The organism is Geomonas sp. RF6 (assembly GCF_021044625.1).
Lineage (GTDB): Bacteria > Desulfobacterota > Desulfuromonadia > Geobacterales > Geobacteraceae > RF6.
Genome location: NZ_CP087999.1, coordinates 1,959,855 through 1,978,441 on the forward strand (window position 1 = coordinate 1,959,855; position 18,587 = coordinate 1,978,441).

Annotated in this window: 13 protein-coding genes; 9 read left to right on the forward strand and 4 right to left on the reverse strand. The window is 61.9% G+C overall.

Annotation, left to right across the window (positions count from 1 at the left end):
* The first annotated feature begins 150 nt into the window (after positions 1-150).
* A complete protein-coding gene (hemE, locus tag LPW11_RS08400; protein ID WP_230997676.1) occupies positions 151-1,170 on the forward strand; it encodes a uroporphyrinogen decarboxylase in 1,020 nt (339 codons plus the stop codon).
* 214 nt (positions 1,171-1,384) lie between these two features.
* Here the strand turns inward: hemE and LPW11_RS08405 are convergent, their stop codons facing one another.
* Entirely contained in the window at positions 1,385-2,875 is a 1,491-nt protein-coding gene (locus tag LPW11_RS08405; RefSeq protein WP_230997677.1) for a sigma-54 interaction domain-containing protein, read from the reverse strand.
* Positions 2,876-3,487: 612 nt separating this feature from the next.
* Here LPW11_RS08405 and LPW11_RS08410 point away from each other — a divergent pair.
* The 7 genes from LPW11_RS08410 to LPW11_RS08440 all read left to right on the forward strand — a co-directional run bounded on the left by LPW11_RS08410 (position 3,488) and on the right by LPW11_RS08440 (position 11,460).
* The gene (locus tag LPW11_RS08410) at positions 3,488-3,703 is read left to right on the forward strand and encodes a hypothetical protein (protein WP_230997678.1); all 216 of its coding nucleotides are present in this window, start codon (positions 3,488-3,490) and stop codon (positions 3,701-3,703) included.
* A gap of 227 nt (positions 3,704-3,930) precedes the next feature.
* Positions 3,931-5,487, forward strand: a complete 1,557-nt coding sequence (locus LPW11_RS08415) for a bacteriohemerythrin (protein ID WP_230997679.1) — start codon at positions 3,931-3,933, stop codon at positions 5,485-5,487.
* A gap of 196 nt (positions 5,488-5,683) precedes the next feature.
* The gene (gene hemH / locus LPW11_RS08420) at positions 5,684-6,637 is read left to right on the forward strand and encodes a ferrochelatase (protein WP_230997680.1); all 954 of its coding nucleotides are present in this window, start codon (positions 5,684-5,686) and stop codon (positions 6,635-6,637) included.
* 85 nt (positions 6,638-6,722) lie between these two features.
* Complete coding sequence (locus LPW11_RS08425; RefSeq protein WP_230997681.1) at positions 6,723-7,535, forward strand: AAA family ATPase; 813 nt, start codon at positions 6,723-6,725, stop codon at positions 7,533-7,535.
* A 66-nt stretch (positions 7,536-7,601) separates the two neighbouring features.
* Positions 7,602-9,551, forward strand: a complete 1,950-nt coding sequence (locus LPW11_RS08430) for a hypothetical protein (protein ID WP_230997682.1) — start codon at positions 7,602-7,604, stop codon at positions 9,549-9,551.
* Between the two features lie 271 nt (positions 9,552-9,822).
* Complete coding sequence (locus LPW11_RS08435; protein ID WP_230997683.1) at positions 9,823-10,167, forward strand: hypothetical protein; 345 nt, start codon at positions 9,823-9,825, stop codon at positions 10,165-10,167.
* A gap of 126 nt (positions 10,168-10,293) precedes the next feature.
* Positions 10,294-11,460, forward strand: coding sequence for a hypothetical protein (locus LPW11_RS08440; RefSeq protein ID WP_230997684.1), 1,167 nt, complete (start codon positions 10,294-10,296; stop codon positions 11,458-11,460).
* Between the two features lie 165 nt (positions 11,461-11,625).
* On the opposite strand, the gene selB is transcribed toward LPW11_RS08440, so the two are convergent.
* The 3 genes from selB to LPW11_RS08455 all read right to left on the reverse strand — a co-directional run bounded on the left by selB (position 11,626) and on the right by LPW11_RS08455 (position 17,366).
* Positions 11,626-13,536, reverse strand: a complete 1,911-nt coding sequence (selB, locus tag LPW11_RS08445; RefSeq protein ID WP_230997685.1) for a selenocysteine-specific translation elongation factor — start codon at positions 13,534-13,536, stop codon at positions 11,626-11,628.
* A gap of 201 nt (positions 13,537-13,737) precedes the next feature.
* Positions 13,738-15,510 carry an ABC transporter ATP-binding protein gene (locus tag LPW11_RS08450; RefSeq protein WP_230997686.1) on the reverse strand — a complete coding sequence of 591 codons (1,773 nt, stop codon included), beginning with the start codon at positions 15,508-15,510 and terminating at the stop codon, positions 13,738-13,740.
* A gap of 146 nt (positions 15,511-15,656) precedes the next feature.
* Positions 15,657-17,366, reverse strand: coding sequence for an ABC transporter ATP-binding protein (locus LPW11_RS08455; protein WP_230997687.1), 1,710 nt, complete (start codon positions 17,364-17,366; stop codon positions 15,657-15,659).
* 345 nt (positions 17,367-17,711) lie between these two features.
* On the opposite strand from LPW11_RS08455, the gene LPW11_RS08460 reads away from it, so the two are divergent.
* Positions 17,712-18,587 (forward strand): DMT family transporter, encoded by an 876-nt coding sequence (locus tag LPW11_RS08460; protein ID WP_230997688.1) that lies wholly within the window; start codon positions 17,712-17,714, stop codon positions 18,585-18,587.

Here is an 18,587-nt window from a genome sequence, read left to right on the forward strand (position 1 = left end):
TCTGAACGACCGCCGCGCAAGCCCCGCTTCCCCTTCCCCCGCGTCCCCTCCCTTTCAAGGGGAGGGACAGGGTGGGGATGGGGCTTCCCCGGGACGCTGCCGTAAGACATACGACTTCTGATTCATTCACTTTATATTGGAGGGCTTTACATGAATACTTCTTTCCTTGATGCCTGCTGGGGCAAACCGGTCGACAGGGTCCCCGTATGGCTCATGCGCCAGGCGGGGCGCTATCTCCCCGACTACATGCGCGTGCGTTCCAAGTGCACCTTCCTGGAGCTGTGCAAGACTCCGGAGCTCGCTACCGAAGTCACCGTGCAGCCGGTGGACATCCTCGGCGTCGATGCGGCGATCCTCTTCTCCGACATCCTCACCCCGATCGAGCCGATGGGGATGAAGCTCGACTTCGTCCCGGGGCCGGTCTTCGAGAAGCCGATCCGCACCATGGCCGACGTGGAGGCGCTGCGCATCCCCGAGATGGAGCGCGACGTACCGTACGTCCTTGACGCCGTGAAGATGCTGCGCAAGGAACTGGCCGCGAAGGTCCCCCTGATCGGCTTCGGCGGCGCTCCCTTCACCCTCGCCTGCTACATGGTGGAAGGGAAGGGCTCGAAGGACTTCGCTGCGCTGAAGAAGATGATGTACGCAGAGCCCGAAGTGTACGCGGCGCTGATGGAAAAGATCACCACCATGGACATGGAGTACCTGAACGCCCAGATCAAGGCGGGCGCGCAGGCGATCCAGATCTTCGACACCTGGGGCGGCATGCTTTCCCCGTCCGACTACGAGCGCTACGTCCTCCCCTACACCCAGAGGCTCATCAACGGTCTGAACCGCACCAACATCCCGGTAATCCACTTCGTGAAGGGCGCCGGCACCATGCTGGAGATCGTGAAGGAAGCAGGCGGCGATGTCATGGGGCTCGACTGGCACGTGAACCTCGGGAAAGCGAGGGACGTGCTCGGGAACATGGCGGTTCAGGGGAACCTCGATCCGACGGTCCTCTTCGCGCCGAAAGAGATCATCGAGCGCGAAGTGCAGCGCGTGCTGGACGAGAACGCCGGCCGCCCGGGCCTGATCTTCAACCTGGGTCACGGCATCCTCCCCACCGTTCCCCCCGAAAACGCCATCTTCATGGTGGAGACGGTGCACAGGCTGTCGCAGAAGTAAGGCAATAGAGGACTGCGAGTCCCCTCCCCCCTTGCGGGGGAGGGACAGGGTAGGGGGGAAGTTGCCACGAGTTAAGCAGATGGCAGCTTCACCCACCCCCTATCCCCCTCCCGTCAAGGGAGGGGGGATCCTACACGATGGAAATGTAAAAAGGGCAGCCGATCGGCTGCCCTTTTTGCGTCTGTGGCACGGCGAAGGGGCGCGCTGTGAGGGCTCAGTCGGCGAGGTACAGCACGCTCGGCTTCCGGGAGGGGAGGTTGATGCCATATCTCTTTATCATGGCATAGAGGGTGGGGCGGCTGATTTTCAGGGTGCGGGCGGTGTGGGAGATGATGAAGTTGTTCTGGGTGAGGGCCTCGATGATGATCTCCCGCTGGGTGTCCTGAGTCGGGGGCCTGCTGCTCGCGACCGTGAAGAGGGCGTTGCCGTCGAGCTCCATGTCGGCAGGCTCGATCTCCTCTCCGGTCGCCATCACCAGCCCGCGCCGTACCTTGTTTATCAGCTCCCGTACGTTTCCGGGCCAGCTGTACTTGCGCATTGCGAGGATGGAGCGCTCGGAGAACTCCCTGAAGGTCGTTCCCTCACTCTTGCTCAGCCGCTTCAGGAAGTATCTGGCGAGGATGACCTTGTCCTCCCCCCTCTCGCGCAGCGGCGGGAGCTTGATGGTGAAGCTGTTCAGGCGGAAGAAAAGGTCGATCCTGAAGGAGCCGTCGCGCACCATCGACTCCAGGTCGCAGTTCGTGGCGGCGATAACCCTCACATCCACCTTCCTGCTCAAGTGCCCCCCCACCTTCTCGACGATGCGGTCCTCCAGAAATCTGAGGAGCTTCCCCTGCAGGAGCTGCGGGAGATCCCCTATCTCGTCGAGGAAAACGGACCCGCCGTCGGCGATTTCGAATTTTCCCTTCTTCGTGGTGACCGCCCCAGTGAAGGCCCCCCTCTCGTAGCCGAAGAGCTCCGCCTCCAGGAGCCCTTCCGGTATGGCGGCACAGTTTACCGTGACAAACGGCTTCCCCTTCCGCACACTCCGCTCGTGGATCGCCTTCGCGGTCAGCTCCTTCCCGGTCCCGCTCTCCCCGAGCACCAGCACGTTCATGTCGGTGTTCGCCGCCTTCCGGATCAGCGTGGAGACCTGCTGCAGGTGAGGGGAGCGGCCGATGAAGATGTCCTCGTGGCACTGGTTCACCTTTTCGGCCATCTCGGCGTCCAGAAAGCCGATCACCTTTTGCAGCATTTCCCCGTCCAGCCGGTCGAGCCGGCTCTGGATCCTCTCCACGAAAGAGGCCTTCATGTGCAACTTGAGATAGGTATCGTCGTCGAAGTTGAGGCAGTGGCCACAGGCCGGACAGGAGTCCCCCTTCGATTCGGTTTTTGAGCCGCAATAGGGGCAACCGTCGTTGTGCAGGAAATCGCGTATGTACTGCCAAAGGAGGGAAGCCGCCGCCTTGTTGGCATAGTAGAAGCGGACGGCGACCAGGCCGTGCTTCACCCGCACAGGTTCCGCCACGACTTCTACTTCACCGTTGAGGGGGAGTTTCAGGACCAGCAGGAAGAGTTGCTCGGGGATATGCGCGGAGCCGCTCAGCAAACCGCCGCTGAGGCTGAGCTCCTTTATGGTGACCGTTTCCTCGGTCTGGCCGCCCTTGCCGCGATAGATAAACTTCGCCAGCAGGTCGGTCTTTATCCTTGCATCGAGTCGAGGCATACGGGGCCCCCTCTTCGCCACCAGCTGAGCATCGGGTACGATCCCCGCGGTTCAGCCAGGTGATCAGCACCCGCTGCGGAAGTGCTGTTCGGCAGTGCCACCGATCGCGCAGAAGTGGTACGGAAAACCGGGGGTGCCGCGCTTTCCACCTACACGGGACCTCCAAATCAGCTAGACGGTTTTTGGAAAAAAGGAGCAGGGTGTTGAATTAATTAAAAAAAGACGAGAAAAGGCTACCATTAAAGGGAGCAGGTGTCAAACTGTGCACCGGACCCGGTGGAGGGAGAAGGTTTCCGGGAAATCTTCTTTCCTTCGAGGTGCATCGCACGACATCCCCACCATCCGAGTTTAGTGAAAGGATGAGTCTTGGCCCTTCATTAGGGGAGAATACTGGATCTCTTCTCTATTTTTCAGGATCTGGCCGGCGGACCTTCTATTTTTCTGAGTGATCCCGCGCGCCCCTTCGGACGAGGCGACGTGAAAATAGATTAGTCTTGACTACTACAGAAGTCGCATTAAACTACGTTTATACTTCCCGCCCCCCACCCCCTCCTGCTGAGATAAAAGGTTGCCCCATTTAGGAAATGCATCCCCGCAAGAAGGAGGCGAGCTATGAGAAGAATCTGGCAAAGACTGTTATTGATCATGATCATCCTGTCGTGCGGAATCATCTTCTCCCTTGGCTCTTCTGCGCGGGACACTGCCCCTGACACGCCGGATAAGGCGGCGCAGAGCAGGGGATCCCGCGCCGGGAACGATGCTGCCGCATCTCCCGACTCGAAAAAGGTGGTGGTGTACTACGCGCAAGACAGGCACACCCCATGGTGACGCCCCGCTCTCCGGCTTTTGAGCGGTAAGAACGGCGGACGAACGGAAAGATCTTCTCGTACCGTGCAGCATCAGCCAGCGGCTGATCCTTTGAGTACCCCCCGTACGGGGAGCCCAAAGGGTCAGCCGCTGGTCTTTTTTCGCCCAATACTAAAGTTTTCCAAAGATATGACGAAATGACTCCTTGTCACCGATACCTTTCTCTCGGTTCCACGGAGGATTTCTTAATGTCCCAAACGACACGAGCATTTGCGCTGAATGCCGCAATCGTAACTTCTACCGTAGCAATCCTCACCACCTGCAACCGCAGTGGAAGCATCACCGTCGCTCTCTTTCTTTGGGTTGCCATCCTTGCAATCTCTTCCTTTGCCTGCTGGGTCCTTTCACGAAAGAGCGATGCCTCCTTGAAAGAGGTCACCATCGCGCTCGAAAAGGTCGCCCAGGGGGATCTGTCGCTGCGCGTCAAGGAAGAGGGGACCGGTGACATCGCCCGCCTCGGAAAGGCGTTCAACCTGATGCTGGGCGACTGGAACAGGATGATGCACAAGTTCTTTTCCGTGACCGACCTGGTGCGCGACTCGGTAGTGCTCGTGAAGGCGACTACCGAGGCGACGATGGCCGCAGCAGAGGATGTGGCGATGCAGGCGAGCACCATCGCCACCGCCAGCGAGGAGATGTCCGCCACCTCCAGCGACATCGCCCGCAGCTGTCTCCACGCCGCGGAAAACGCACAGATCGCTACCGACGAGACGACCCGTGGCGCCGATATCGTGCGAAACAGCTCCGTCCTTATGGAAAGCATCTCCCAGCGAGTCACCGACACCTCGCAGACGGTGGCCGGGCTCGGAAAGCGCTCCGATCAGATCGGCGCCATCGCCGGCACCATCGAGGACATCGCCGACCAGACCAATCTCCTGGCGCTGAACGCAGCTATCGAGGCGGCGCGAGCAGGAGAGATGGGGCGCGGCTTCGCGGTCGTTGCGGACGAGGTTCGCGCTCTGGCGGAACGGACCACGAAGGCGACGAAGGAGATCGACGGCATGATCAGGTCGATCCAGCAGGAGACGCAGGCCGCCGTCGGCTCCATGTCGGAAGGGGTGGAGCAGGTGAACAAGGGAACGGCTGAGACGCGCCGTTCGGGAGAGGCACTCGCCGGCATACTCGGGCAGATAAACGATCTCACCATGCAGGTCAGCCAGATCGCCACCGCGGCCGAGGAGCAGACCGCGACGACCCACGAAATCACCAACAACATCCAGATGATCACCAGCGTGGTGAACAGCAACGTGGTGAGTGCGCGCGGCACCAGCGACGCTACCTCGAGGCTCGCGCAGCAGGTCGACGAGCTGCACGAACTGGTCGGGCACTTCCGTCTCTCCGAGCTCCTCGTCTGGGACGCGAGCTTCAGCACCTCCATAGCGCTCTTCGACGGCCACCACAAGAAACTGTTCGAGATGATCAACGAGCTCAGCAAGGCGATGCAGGAGAAGAAGACGAAGGAGATCATCGGCTCCATCCTGAAGCGCCTGGTGGAGTACACCGGGAGCCACTTTGCGGCCGAAGAGGAAGCATTCCGCAAGACCGGCTATCCCGACGCGGAGAAGCACTGCCAGCTGCACGCGGACCTTGTAAGGCAGGTACTGGACCTTCAGGAGAAATTCGAGTCCGGCACAGTCGTTCTCACCGCCGAAGTTACGGACTTCCTCCAGGACTGGCTGGTGAACCACATAAAGGGAACCGACCGCTCGTACTCCGCTCACCTCAGAAAGCACGGCGTGAAGTAACTCCCGCTACCGTTTTCTCCCCTCCCCGGCCTCGGGGAGGGGAACCTTCCCCCTCTTTTCCCTTCACCACCCGCCTCCCCTCCCACTCCCGTCTTTACACAGGCTGAACCTTTCGGCTACTATACCGCGCAGGCTGAACCGGCGCGGGGACCACCTCCGGCGCTTTCTTCAGCCCCAGATTCCACACGAGGTGATCATGGCCGAAAAAACCGCACTCCTTATGCTCCAGATGGGGGGACCCGATTCTCTGGCTGCCGTTGAGCCCTTCCTGGTAAACCTCTTCACCGACCGGGACATCATCAGGCTTGGCCCCTCTTTCCTGCAGCCGTTCATCGCGAGAAGGATCGCGCGTAAGCGGGCGCCGAAGGTGGAGGAGTACTACCGCCAGATAGGCGGGCGCTCGCCGATCCTGGAGCTCACCGAGGCTCAGGGGCGCGGTGTGCAGGAGCTCCTCGGGGCAAATGTGGTCCCCTTCGTTGCCATGCGCTACTCGCGCCCCTCGACGCTGGAAGCGCTTGCCGCCATAAAAAGGGAGGGGATCTCCAGAATCGTCGCCCTTTCCCTCTACCCGCACTACTCCAGGGCCACCACGGGCTCCAGCCTCAACGAGCTGAAGCGCGTGCTGAAGGAAGCGGGGCACCCCTTCCAGCTCCGCTACGTTGACCGGTTCTACGACCACCCCCTCTACATACGGGCACTGGTGGAAAAGATAGAGGAAGCGCTCGGGAACTTTCCGCAAAGAGGGGAGGTGGAGCTGGTCTTCTCCGCGCACTCCCTGCCGCAGTCCTTCATCGACCAGGGGGACCCGTACCTCGACCAGATCAAGGAGACGGTGCGCCTCGTGATGGAGCGGGTCTCCGGGGTGAGCCACCACCTTTCCTTCCAGAGCAAGGCAGGACCGGTGAAATGGCTGGAGCCCTCCACCGAGGAGATGATGCAGACACTGGCAGCCGGCGGGCGCAAGAACCTGCTGATGGTCCCCCTCTCCTTCGTCTCCGATCACATCGAGACCCTCTACGAGATAGATATCCAGTACGCCGAGGAGGCAAAGGAACTGGGGATCGAGCGGTTCGTCAGGGCCGAGTCGCTGAACTCCTCTCCCATCTTCATGCAGTGCCTGGCCGATCTGGTGCACGGGGTGTCTCAGTAGGGAAGGGGGCGCCGAATTCCTTTGCGTTTTCGATGCCTTTGCGCTTCAATTGCTCTGTTATGCAGTGAAAAGTCAGGGAGAAAGCATGGAAAAGAGAATTATAGACGGCATCGCGGTGACGCTGGCAAACCCGATAGAGCTGCCGCTTCGCTGGGTGGGGGATGACGAGCTCCTGAAGCAGCTCCTGGCGGCGTGGATGGTGATCGACGAGCGCGACCTTCCCTTCAACCCGCGGCTGATCGGAAAGCCTGGGGTGGGGAAGACGACCCTCGGGTATGCGGCGGCCGAGCGGCTCGGCCGGGATGTCTATCTTTTCCAGGCGACGATGGATACCCGCCCGGAGGACCTCATCATCACGCCGGTCATAGGCCCGGACGGCACGATCCAGTATGCGGCGTCCGCGCTCGTCTCCGCGATGATAACCGGAGGGGTGCTGATCCTCGACGAAGGTAACCGCATGAGCGAGAAGGCGTGGGCCTCGCTGGCGCCGCTCCTGGACGACCGCAGGTACGTGGAGTCGATTATCACCGGGCTCCGGATCTCCGCCCATCCCGACTTCCGCATAGTCGTCACCATGAACGAGGACTCCTCCACCTTCGAGGTACCGGAGTACATCCACTCGCGGCTGCAGCCCCAGATCTTCATCGATTTCCCCGAGGCGGATGAGGAGCTCGCGATACTGAGGGAGAACCTCCCCTTTGCCGACGTCGCCATACTTCGCTACGTCACCGACTTCCTGCAGAGAGGGCACGCGGCGGACGAGCCGTATTCGGTGCGCGACGGGATCAACATCGCGCGGTTCGCACTGAAGATGAAGCACGCCGGGAACGACTCGAGGGAGCTTCTGGCGCTCGCGGTGAAAAGTATCCTCGGCGAGGACGCCCTGAGGTATCTGTAGCGTTCGTCCCACCGTGTGGCACGGCACTGCTGCCGGCTTCATTATAACCCCAGGCCACCTGATCCTATGCCCCAACTCTACCTGGAAAGATTCGGCAACGTCCACGCCCTCCCGATCCTGCACTACCGGATGGAGTTCGCCCACCTGGTGCGGCAGGCGCTGGACGAGGTGCGCCCCGACTGCATCGCCATCGAGCTTGCCCCGACCCTGCGGGAGCACTTTCTGCGCGGAGTGCGGCGCCTGCCGGAGCTCTCCGTACTCAGCTACCAGGTGGCGGAGCAGACCGTCTACCTCATCATCGAGCCAGCCGATCCCCTCGTGGAGGGTGCCCGGCTCGCCCTCGAGCACGACATCCCGCTGCACCTCATCGATCTCGATCTCGACGACTACCCGAACCACGCCGACTCCGTCCCCGATTCCTATTCCGTCCAGCGTATAGGGCTCGCTCCCTTCTACGAGGAATATGCCGCGCGCTTCTCCGCTGTCGAGCCGGAAACGGTCGACCTGCGTCGCGAGCAGGGGATGGCGTACCGTCTGCAGCAGCTCGCCGATCAGCACGAGCGGGTCCTCTTCATCTGCGGCATGCACCACCTGGCCCGGGTGCGCGCCTTCTTCGCGGAGCCGCAGGCCCAGCCGCTGACCAGGAGCAGGCGGGAAGGGGTTACCGTGCTGAACCTGCATCCGGAGACGTGCCACGAGGTGCTCGCGGAACATCCATTCCTCTCCGCCCTCTATGAGCTGCGCCGCTCTCCGCTCCCTCCGCTGATGCCGACGCCGAGGCTCAGCATGCGCAAGAGCTTCAACGCCTTCGAGCTCATCGAGGGGGGAAAAAGGGAGATACCGGAGGAGGCGGTGCTGCGCGAAGCCGTTGACCGCAGCGCCCGACTGGTGGGGGAGGAAGGAGAGATGCCGGACCGTCAACGGATTCTCCTGCGCCTCTTCCAGGAGGCGGCCCGGCACTATCGCCAGGAGACCGGCGACACCGTCGCCCACTGGCAGAGGCGGGCCTTCTTCCGTTTCAGCCGCAATTGCGCACTCCTTTCCGGCATGCTCCTTCCGGACCTCTTCCAGATGCTGACCTCGGCCCGCTCCTGCGTGGACGACAATTTCGCCTATGCCTTTTTCCGGCTGGCGAAGTTTTATCCGTGGCAGCGCGAGACGAGCGAGATACCGACGGTGCGACTCACCGCGGCGGATCTCTGGTCCGGCACCCGCCGTATGCGCTTCCGCCCGAAGGAACCGCGCCGGGTGAAGGGACGCTCGGCGCTGAAGTCGCTGGGTAGGAAGAGGGAGAAGCAGCCGGGGTCGTGGCTGCAGGGGTTCGATGATCCCTCCATCTGCTCCTATCCTCCCGAGGACATCACCATCGAAGAGTATGGTCGTAATCTGAAGAAACTCGGGGCGCGGCAGCTGAGCGAGGAGCACTCCCGGACGGAGCCGTTCACCGTCTCCCTTCTGGACGGGATCGACATGCGGGAGACGCTGAGGAATTTCCACGAGGGGCGCATCTACGTGAGGGAGAACCGACGTGTGCAGAGTGGCGTCGGGTGCGTGGTGGTAATCTTCGACGAAGACCGCGGGGGGACCCGCTTCCCTTACTGCATCACCTGGCTTGGCGAGCACGACCAGGAATCGGACATGGCCTTCTATGCGACGTCGCCGGTGGACAACGTGGTGGGGCCCGGGATTTCCCGCTGCGAGTATGGGGGGTTCCTCCTGAGCTACCCGCCGCGGCGCATGTTCGACGTGTGGAGTGACAGTGACTACGACAGCGCGTTAACGAAGGCGGAGCTTCTCCTCATGGCGGCTCTGGACTATTCGGAGGAGCGCGACGTGGTGTACGCCGCGCCGACCCCGCCCCGCGGATTCATGAAACAGCTTGCCTCGAAACTGGGGAAGCGCATCATCTACCTGCCCCTCGCGAGCCTCTCCCCGGTGGGGCTCAAAAAGCTCCGCGTCTTCCATGTCCTCTTCGGTCGCGACAAGCGCGATATCGCGAAGGACTATATCTGGTAGTTTCTCCGCCCCCGTACCCCTTCAGATAACACTCACTCCGGAAATCCCGGGCAAGCTGGCGGGTGGCGCCGCGCTGGAGCGTAGGCATCCTGCCTGCGATGGCGGCGCAGCCGCCACAGAACGCGCGGCTGGCGCCGCGGCTACAGGCTGGGAAGCCTGTGCTCCAGCGCAACCCGGATAGCTTTTCTGATCCACATTTAGCCATTAGAAAATATTAAAGTTAAAACTTCTCCGGTCGATTATTTGAAGGATCTCAATACCGGAGGGGTTTATGAACACGAGCACGAGCTGGTATAAGGACATGCCGGAAGGGATGGAACTGGACGACCAGGTAATCGAGAGGGTGCTGCAAAGCACCGGTGCGGTCATGGAGGTGTGGGTTGTGAAAAATAAGCGCCAGTACGAGGCGGCACTCTTCTTCGACAGACGGTACCGTCCTGGGCCGCCGGTGCCACGCCCTCTGGAAGAGCCATCGGGAGACTCGACTCATTGGATGGGGGCGCGCCCGAAGGTCGGCCTCACGGCCGAGGAGGCGGAAAAAATTCTCCACGAGGTGACGTGTGCCAATGCACTCCACAAGATCCAGATGAAGGATACATGGGGCGTCGCGTCGTAGCTGTTGCCGCTCTCCCTGAGACAGTTCCTGAGCGTTCTTTAAAGTATCACTGTCAGTCCAAAGAGGTAATGGTAGAATTTATAAAGATAAAAGCACCATTACCATTTGCATCACAGGGAGAACGTTATGGCAGCTGTCAAACGAATGATCTTTGGCACCATCGCGCTGGTTGCCCTCTCCGGTATTTCCTACGGCGCCTGTGGGGGGAGCAGCATGAAGGACGGTAGCGGAGCTGGCGGCACCACCTCCGGCACGACCAGCGGGCAAAGCAGCATGCAGAGCGGCAGCGGTGCGGGCGGCAGCACGTCCGGCGCGAGCAGCGACTTCAACCAGCAACAGCAGAGCGACATGCAGAGTGGTAGCGGTGCCGGTGGCAGCACATCCGGCAGCAGCGACTTAAACCAGCAGCAGAACCTGCAGAGCGGCAGCGGTGCAGGTGGGAGCACGTCCGGCACAAGCAGTGACTTAAACCAGGAACAGCAGAACAACCTGCAGGGTGGCAGCGGCGCCGGCGGCAGCACGACCGGCGACTACAACCAGCAACAGCAGCAGAACCTGCAGAGCGGCAGTGGCGCGGGTGGCAGCACCTCAGGCGCAGCCAGCGGTCAGGAAGGCTTCCAGAGCGGTAGCGCGGCCGGTGGCGGCACCGGCGGCGGTTTTGGTGCAGGTGGAGGTACCGGCATGGGAAGCAGCGCCCCGCTCGGCGCCACCCTTTACGAGTACGGCCCATTTTACGGTGCCCCCGGCGGTGCTGTCGGTACTACTCCCGGCACCGGCGGCACTACCGGCACCGGTGGCACAGGAGCTGGCGGCTCCACAACGAGTCCGAGCACAGGGACCGGGACAGGCGGGAGCATGTATAACGCACCCAGCGGCGGATCGACTGCGCCGAGCTATGGCACAGGTGGCAGCACCACCACCCCGAGCGATACCGGTACAGGCACCGGTACGGGAACCGGCGGCAGCACGACCATGCCTAGCGATACTGGCACCGGCACGGGGACCGGTACAGGCACCGGCACCGGCGGGAGCACCACCATGCCGAGCGATACCGGAACCGGCACTGGCACCGACACCGGTTCAGGGACCGGTGGCAGCACTTTGGTGCCGAGTGATCAAGGCACCGGTTCCGGGACGGGTGGGGTAACATCTCCGTCTGAACCCGCGACTCCGCCGAGTGATACCGGCGACATGGGATCCGGCGCAGGTGGTTCGACCGGCGACACGGGGTCTGGAGCAGGTGGTGCTACGGACACCGGGACTACAGGAGGCGGTGCTACCACAGGGCAGTGACGCGCTTCAATGCTGCCTGAGCAAAACGAAAGAGGGCCATGTCTTTGAGGCATGGCCCTTTTTCGATTGTAGGGAGGGATACATCAAGCCTCGGCGGCCACCCCTACGTACCTCCCATTCAAGGGGTTCGGCTACTGTTCACACTGGTGATTGAGGCTTTGCCAGCTATCCTTTGCGCAGCACGCGCCTGTCTCCCAGCCGGATCGTCAGGCGCTCCTTGTCGAAGTACTCCAGCAGCGGGATCATAAACTTTCTGGACAGCCCGGTGAGATCCCGAAACTCCTGCGGCGTTATCTCAGCCTTTTCTTTTAGATATGTCGTCAGCTTCTCCCGGATCTCGGCAAGCGCCGGCGCAGCGTAGAATACGTCCGCCTTTACCTTGACCACACGCCCCTCGCGGCACAGGTGGTTCAGATAATCCAGCACCTCCTTCTCCCCGCTGTTGCCTGCCTCCATGAGCTCCTTCAGGGTAGGGGGCTCGAGCCAACCCTTTGTCAGCGACTCTTCCAGACTCGCCTGCAGGGCGGCCTTGTCGACCGGTGCCCCTGCCTTTCGCCCCGGAATCCTCACGACATCGCGATCGGAGAGGGCGCGCCCCTCCTTTTCAAGAGCTGCCAGGAGCGGCCCGAAGAATCGTGAATCGCTACGTTTCGGCAGGCGCGATTTCAGCTCTTCCTTCCCGATACCTTCCTGCAGCGGATTTTCCGACAGATACTCCTCGAGCTCCAGCGCCAGCTTTTGCTTCAGCTCGTCAAATGCGGTGCGGGCGAGGAAGACGCGAGGTTCCTTCACGACCTGGAGCACCGATCCGTTCGACAGGAGCGACCCGAGCGCGGCTTCTATTCTCTTTCCCGAAATACCGCTGCGGTTCAACATCTCGTCGAGGGAAATCCCGGAAAGACGCGCCGACTCTGTGAGGAGCCGTATCCTGTCCGGATCGCCCCCTTCTTCCACCGAAGCGAGGAGCTGGAGAGCTTCCTCCGACCGCCTTCTCCTCCCGGGGGGAGCGGGGTCGAGGACGGTACCGCCGCCAAGGGTGGCCTGCGGGGAGTAGCTGCGCAGCACGAACGGATCGCCAGGAAGGAGGAGGACCGGATGGGCGAGACGCAGCTGGGCATAGCTCGTCTCCCCCGGCTGCAACGATGCGCGGTCGAATAGGATCACCGTCGCCTCGACCTCATAGGTGGCGGAATGAAGCCGCAACGTCGAGCGATGCTTCAGTTCCCGCGGAGCAGAAGGGAGGTAATCGAGGCGCACGTCCACTCGGGAAGTCGCGCTGTAGCGTCCTTTCGGCACCACGACGTCCCCCCTCGATACCTCGCCGTACTCCACGCCATGCAGGTTCACCGCAAGCCTCTCGCCGGCGCTCCCCCGGTCCGCCTTCGCGCCGTGCGCCTCTATCCCGCGCACCCGGCAACTAATGCCGCGGGGGAGGATCTCCACTTCGTCCCCGACCGCGATGCCGCCGGAGAGGAGGGTGCCGGTAACGACGGTGCCGAAACCGGTCACCGTGAAGGCGCGATCGACCGGGAGCCGGAAGGGAGCGTCCTCTTTCTTCGGCTGCACCTCTTTTGCAACCCGGGCGAGCTCCTCCTTGAGCAGGTCGATCCCTTCACCATTGCGGGAGGAAACCGGCACGATGGGGGCGCCGTCGAGGAAGCTTCCTTCTAGGTATTCGCGCACCTGCTCCACCACCAGCTCGAGCCACTCCGGTTCCACCATGTCCTTCTTGGTGAGGACCACCAGTCCGCGCTGCACCCCGAGAAGCTGGCAGATCTCCAGGTGCTCGCGCGTCTGCGGCATGACCCCCTCATCGGCGGCGATGACCAGCATGACGAGGTCCATCCCGCCGACCCCCGCCACCATGGTGCGCACGAAGCGCTCGTGGCCTGGAACGTCGACAATGCCGAAGCGGATGCCGCCAGGAAGGTCAAGATGGGCGAAGCCGAGCTCGATGGTGATGCCGCGCGCCTTCTCTTCCTTGAGCCGGTCCGTGTCGATGCCGGTGAGCGCCTTCACCAGCGAGGTCTTACCGTGATCGATATGCCCGGCGGTACCGAGTATCAGGTGTTTCATCAGGTGCTCCAGCTTGGCTAATCCGGGAATTCCGGGGAAGCCGTAGTATGTTCCAATGAAGGGCCGCAGGAGGCCTCGCGTTCCCCCCTTTGCGAAGGGGGGAAACGTTAGGCCTCCTGCAGTGCTTCGTGGCAATGTACCCACGCTCCCGGAATATCCTGGATGAACCGTTCCGACAGGATGGGGATGGGACAAGAAGCTCTACTGCTTGAACTGCAGCTGGTACAGCCGGTAATACAGCCCCTTTTGGGCCATCAGCTCTGCGTGGTTCCCTTCTTCCGCCTTCTCGCCGCGATGAATGACCACTATGCGGTTGGCATCGCGGATGGTGGAGAGGCGATGGGCCACGACGAGGGTGGTGCGCCCCGCCATCAGCCCTTCCAGCCCATGCTGGATCAGCCGCTCGCTCGAGCTGTCCACGCTGGCGGTAGCCTCGTCGAGCACCAGTATCTCCGGATCGAAGGCCACGGCACGAGCAAATGAAATAAGCTGCCGCTCCCCGGCCGAAAAGTTCACACCCCTTTCGCGCACCTCTTCATCGAAGCCGTGCGGAAGCTGCTTGATGAACCTATCTGCGCCGACGATGGCCGCGGCCTGCTCTACCCGGGCAAGGGCGTCGGGATCGCCGAGCGAGATATTATAGGCGATGGTCCCGGTAAAGAGATATGGATCCTGAAGTACGACGCCGATGCGGCTGCGCAGCGCAGTGAGCTCCATCTGCCGGACATCGACTCCGTCGATGGTGATGGCGCCGCGATTCACCTCGTAGAGGCGGGAGAGAAGCCGCGTCACCGTCGTCTTCCCACCGCCGGTCTCGCCGACGAGAGCGACCTTTTCACCGCGCCCCACTTCCAGAGAGAAACCTTTCAGGACGTACTGCTCGTCGTTGTAGGCAAACCACACGTCGCTGAAGGAGATGTGCTTGAGTGGCGCCTGCGGCTGGACCGGGTTTGCGGGCTGCGGCGGCGGGCTCTCCTCGCGGTCGAGGAGCGCGAAGATCCGCTCCAGCGCGGCCATCGCCCCCTGCATGACGGAGTACTTCGCCGAGAGGTCCCTGATGGGGGCGAAGAATCTCTCGATGTACTGGATGAACGCGACTAGCGCGCCGAAAGTCAGGGTTCCCCTGACGATCTCGCCCCCCCCGTACCAGATGATGAGTGCGACGGCGATGGAGGAGAGAGTTTCCACTACGGCAAAGAGGGCGGCGTCCCAGGTGATGACCGGGATGTTGGCGTCCATGTATTCCGAGTTGAGCCGGGTGAATTCCTGCGCTTCCGCCTTCTCTTTGTTGAAGAGTTGCACGACCGCCATCCCCCCGAGACTCTCGGCGAGAAAAGAGCTGAGGTTGCCGAGGCGGGATCGGACCTGGCGGAACGCGGCGCGCATCCATTTGCGGAAGGCGAAGGCGACCCAGATCAGAAAGGGGAGAACCGTGAAGGTGACGAGCGAGAGCCGCACGTTCATCCAGAGCATGACGCCGACGATGCCGGCGAGCACCATGAGGTCCCCGAGCACCGTGACAACGCCGGCGGCGAACATCTCACCGAGGACCTCGACGTCGCTGGTGAGGCGGGAGACCAGGTTTCCCACCGGGGTGCGGTCGAAGAAGCGGGCCGGGAGGTGCTGCAGGTGGGTGAAGAGCTCCACCCTCAGGTCGTACATCACCTTCTGGCCGACATACTGGAGGATGTACACTTCCCCGAAGGTGAAAAGGGAGTCGGCGAGGATGACCCCCAGGTATCCCGCAGCGAGCTCCGGCAGCCCCTCGAGGCGGCCGGTGACGATGTGGTTGTCGATGGCAAGCTTCAGGATGTATGGCTGCGCCAGCTTGCTTGCCGCCATGATGGGGAGCATGAAAAAGGCGGCGAGCATGAGCCGGGCATACGGACGCACGTAGCGCACAAAGCGCTTCATGAGCCTGCGGTCGTAGACCTTCCCGACTATTTCGTCTTCGTATAGCCCGCCAAAATGCATGCACTGTCCTTTACCAGGAGGTAGAAATGTAGGCCGGGATAAGCCGGAGGCGTTCCCGGCATCTCCGGCGGCATCACCGGGCTGCCACCTTTTTGCCGGAAACGCTTCGCTTATTCCGGCCTACAGTTGTACATCGCCGGCCGCTCCTACAGCTTTTCTATTTCCGCTTTCAGCTGCTCCTCGCGGTAGATGTCGGCGTAGCGCCCGCCGAGCGCCACGAGCTCGTCGTGGCTCCCTTCTTCGACAATCTCACCTTCGTGCAGCACGATGATCCTGTCGCAGTCGCGCAGGGGGGAGAGGCGATGCGACACTATCAGCACCGTCCTGTCCTGGTAGTACGACCCGAGCGCCCGCAGGATCTCTTCCTCGGTGTCGGCATCGACCGCGGAGAGGGGATCGTCCAGTATCAGGACCGCGGGATCCTTGATCACCGCGCGGGCAATGGCCACACGCTGTTTTTGCCCTCCGGACAGCGCGACTCCCCGCTCCCCCACCATGGTGTCGAGACCTGCCGGGAATTTGGCGAGGTCGGGAGTGAGCCCCGCGATGCGAGCCGCACGCTCGATCTCCTCGCGCGTGGCATCCGGCTTTCCATAGCCGATGTTTTCGGCGATGGTGCGGGAGAAGAGAAAGCTTTCCTGCGGTACGAAACCGATGGCGTCGCGCAGAGTCTTCAGCGGGATTCGGTTCAGGTCGACGCCGTCGAGAAAGAGCGTACCGTCCGGTGAGGGAAAGAGCCGGGGGACGAGGCGCACCAGCGAGGACTTGCCGCTGCCGACTGCGCCGACTATGCCGAGGCGCGCCCCTCGCGGGACCTTCAGCGACACGCCGCGCAGGACCGCTGCCTCCTGGTACGAAAAGGAGAGGGCCCTGAACTCGATCTCTCCGGTGATCTTCTCCATCGGGACCGGGTCAATCGGCTCGTTGATGCGGGAAGACGCATCGAGGATTTCGTTGAGCCGCACCATCGATGCCGCGCCGCGCTGCATGAGGTTCAGGATCCAGCCAAATACTATAGTGGGCCACACCAGCATCGCCAGGTAGCCGTTGAAGGCGACGAAGCCGCCGAGGGTGAGCTCGCCGTTGATGACACGGGTCCCCCCGATGAAAAGTACGATAAGGGTGCCGAGCGCGCCGGTGGAGGCCATGATCGGGAGGAGCGCCCCGCGCAGGCGCGCGATGCCGAGGCTCGCCTCGAGGTACCCCTGCGATACCACGCTGAAGGAGGCGATCTCCCCTTCTTCCCGGCAATACGCCTTCACGACGGCGGCGGCAGAAACGTTTTCCTCTACCCTGCTGGTAAGCTGCGCCAGCGCTTCCTGTGTTCTCTTCGAACGGCGGAACATGGAGGCGCTGATCCTCTTCACGAGGAGGATCATGACCGGGAAGGGGACGATGGCGCAGACGGTCAGAAAGGGGGAGATGCGCGTCATGAGGAAGATCGCGCAGGTATAGATGACGAAGGTGTTGATGAGGCTCAGGATGCCGAAGCCGACGAGCATCCGGACATTGGTGAGGTCGTTTGCAAGCCTGGAGAGGATGTCGCCGGTGCGCCAGCTGGAAAAGTAGAGACGGTCGAGGGTGAGAAGCTTCGCGTAGAGCTCCTCGCGCAGGAGGTACTCGATGCGCCGCCCCGCGTTCAGCATGGTGGTGCGGGAAAAGACGCGCACGACCCCCTGGACGATGGCGGTCCCTGCGATGATGGCTGCGAACTGGGCGGAGGAAAATGATCCCGGCGTGGGATGCTGGAGGTTCTCGATGGCGAGCTTCAAAAGCCACGGTATGGCGAGACCGCAAAGGTTTGTGCCGACAAGGAGGAAGGCACCGCCGATGTAGGCCCCCGAGCAGGTGCGCATGTAGCGGTATAGTCTGTTCAGTTCGGTGATAAGGCACCTCGCGAGCCGTAACGCTTCGGCATTATTAATCGATTTCGGCTCGGGTGTCAAACGCGCAACAATTAAAAGCCGGGCGCGGGACCAATGTGCTTGAGCTGTACTGTAGGCCGGGATAAGCCGGCAGGCGTTCCCGGCATTCCCTTTGCGTTGCGGCAACGGAAGTGTACCTGCACCATCGAATGCCGGAAACGCTCCGCTTATTCCGGCCTACATTGCATCATGGCGTCTGCCGTGAAAGAGGGATATGTACTCACTTATCAACCTTTCCCTTGACACAGAAGCTCATTATCGGCGAAGTTGCGCCTTATGCCTTACCTTCTCCTTACACTGAGCGCCCTCATCTGGTCCGGCAACTTTGTACTGAGTCGCGCTGTCACTGCGATGATACCTCCTGCCGCACTCGTCTTCTGGCGCTGGGTGGTGGCGCTGCTGGTCCTGGCGCCTGTTGTCCTGCCGCGGCTTCAGAAGCAGTGGCCGCTGGTGCGCGACAACATCAAACTGATCGCCGTCTGCGGGCTTTGCAGCGTCACCCTCTTCAACTTCCTCGTCTACACTGCGGTGCACTCCACTACCGCGATAAACGCGGCTCTGGTCAATTCTGCCATACCGGTCTTCATCATCATCTTTGCCCGCGCCTTCTACGGCCAGCGCATCTCTCTGAGGCAGTATGCGGGCATCGCCCTCTCCCTCGCCGGCGTCGCCACCATCATCCTGCGCGGGGACCTGGGGAAGATCGCCACCCTTACCTTCAACAGGGGCGACCTCCTTGTCCTTCTCGCCTCCGTGACCTGGGCCTTCTACTCGGTCACGCTGCGCAAGTACCCCCAGGGGCTCGACCAGTTCGTCTTTCTCTTCGCCATCTCCCTTTGCGGCCTCCTTTTCCTTGTCCCCATCTACGGCGCAGAGCTCTGCACAGGCGCGCGGATGGAGCTTTCGGCGGCGACTCTTCTCAGCATAGGGTACGTGGGGATTTTCGCTTCGGTGGCTGCCTTTGGAGGGTGGAACTACGGCTTGCGGAAGGTGGGTCCACACCTGGGAGGGCAGTTCGTGCATCTCATGCCCGCCTTCAGCACGATACTCGCCGTACTCTTTCTCGGAGAACACCTGCGCCCATTCCACGTCGTGGGGATAGCGCTGATCTTTGCCGGCATTGCCTGTGCCACATTCAGGGCAAAACGCTGA

Excerpts from the sequence above, each read along its gene's own strand:
- hemE (WP_230997676.1), top strand. The coding sequence starts at position 151 with ATGAATACTTCTTTCCTTGATGCCTGCTGGGGCAAACCGGTCGACAGG.
- LPW11_RS08405 (WP_230997677.1), bottom strand. The coding sequence starts at position 2,875 with ATGCCTCGACTCGATGCAAGGATAAAGACCGACCTGCTGGCGAAGTTT.
- LPW11_RS08410 (WP_230997678.1), top strand. The coding sequence starts at position 3,488 with ATGAGAAGAATCTGGCAAAGACTGTTATTGATCATGATCATCCTGTCG.
- LPW11_RS08415 (WP_230997679.1), top strand. The coding sequence starts at position 3,931 with ATGTCCCAAACGACACGAGCATTTGCGCTGAATGCCGCAATCGTAACT.
- hemH (WP_230997680.1), top strand. The coding sequence starts at position 5,684 with ATGGCCGAAAAAACCGCACTCCTTATGCTCCAGATGGGGGGACCCGAT.
- LPW11_RS08425 (WP_230997681.1), top strand. The coding sequence starts at position 6,723 with ATGGAAAAGAGAATTATAGACGGCATCGCGGTGACGCTGGCAAACCCG.
- LPW11_RS08430 (WP_230997682.1), top strand. The coding sequence starts at position 7,602 with ATGCCCCAACTCTACCTGGAAAGATTCGGCAACGTCCACGCCCTCCCG.
- LPW11_RS08435 (WP_230997683.1), top strand. The coding sequence starts at position 9,823 with ATGAACACGAGCACGAGCTGGTATAAGGACATGCCGGAAGGGATGGAA.
- LPW11_RS08440 (WP_230997684.1), top strand. The coding sequence starts at position 10,294 with ATGGCAGCTGTCAAACGAATGATCTTTGGCACCATCGCGCTGGTTGCC.
- selB (WP_230997685.1), bottom strand. The coding sequence starts at position 13,536 with ATGAAACACCTGATACTCGGTACCGCCGGGCATATCGATCACGGTAAG.
- LPW11_RS08450 (WP_230997686.1), bottom strand. The coding sequence starts at position 15,510 with ATGCATTTTGGCGGGCTATACGAAGACGAAATAGTCGGGAAGGTCTAC.
- LPW11_RS08455 (WP_230997687.1), bottom strand. The coding sequence starts at position 17,366 with ATGCGCACCTGCTCGGGGGCCTACATCGGCGGTGCCTTCCTCCTTGTC.
- LPW11_RS08460 (WP_230997688.1), top strand. The coding sequence starts at position 17,712 with ATGCCTTACCTTCTCCTTACACTGAGCGCCCTCATCTGGTCCGGCAAC.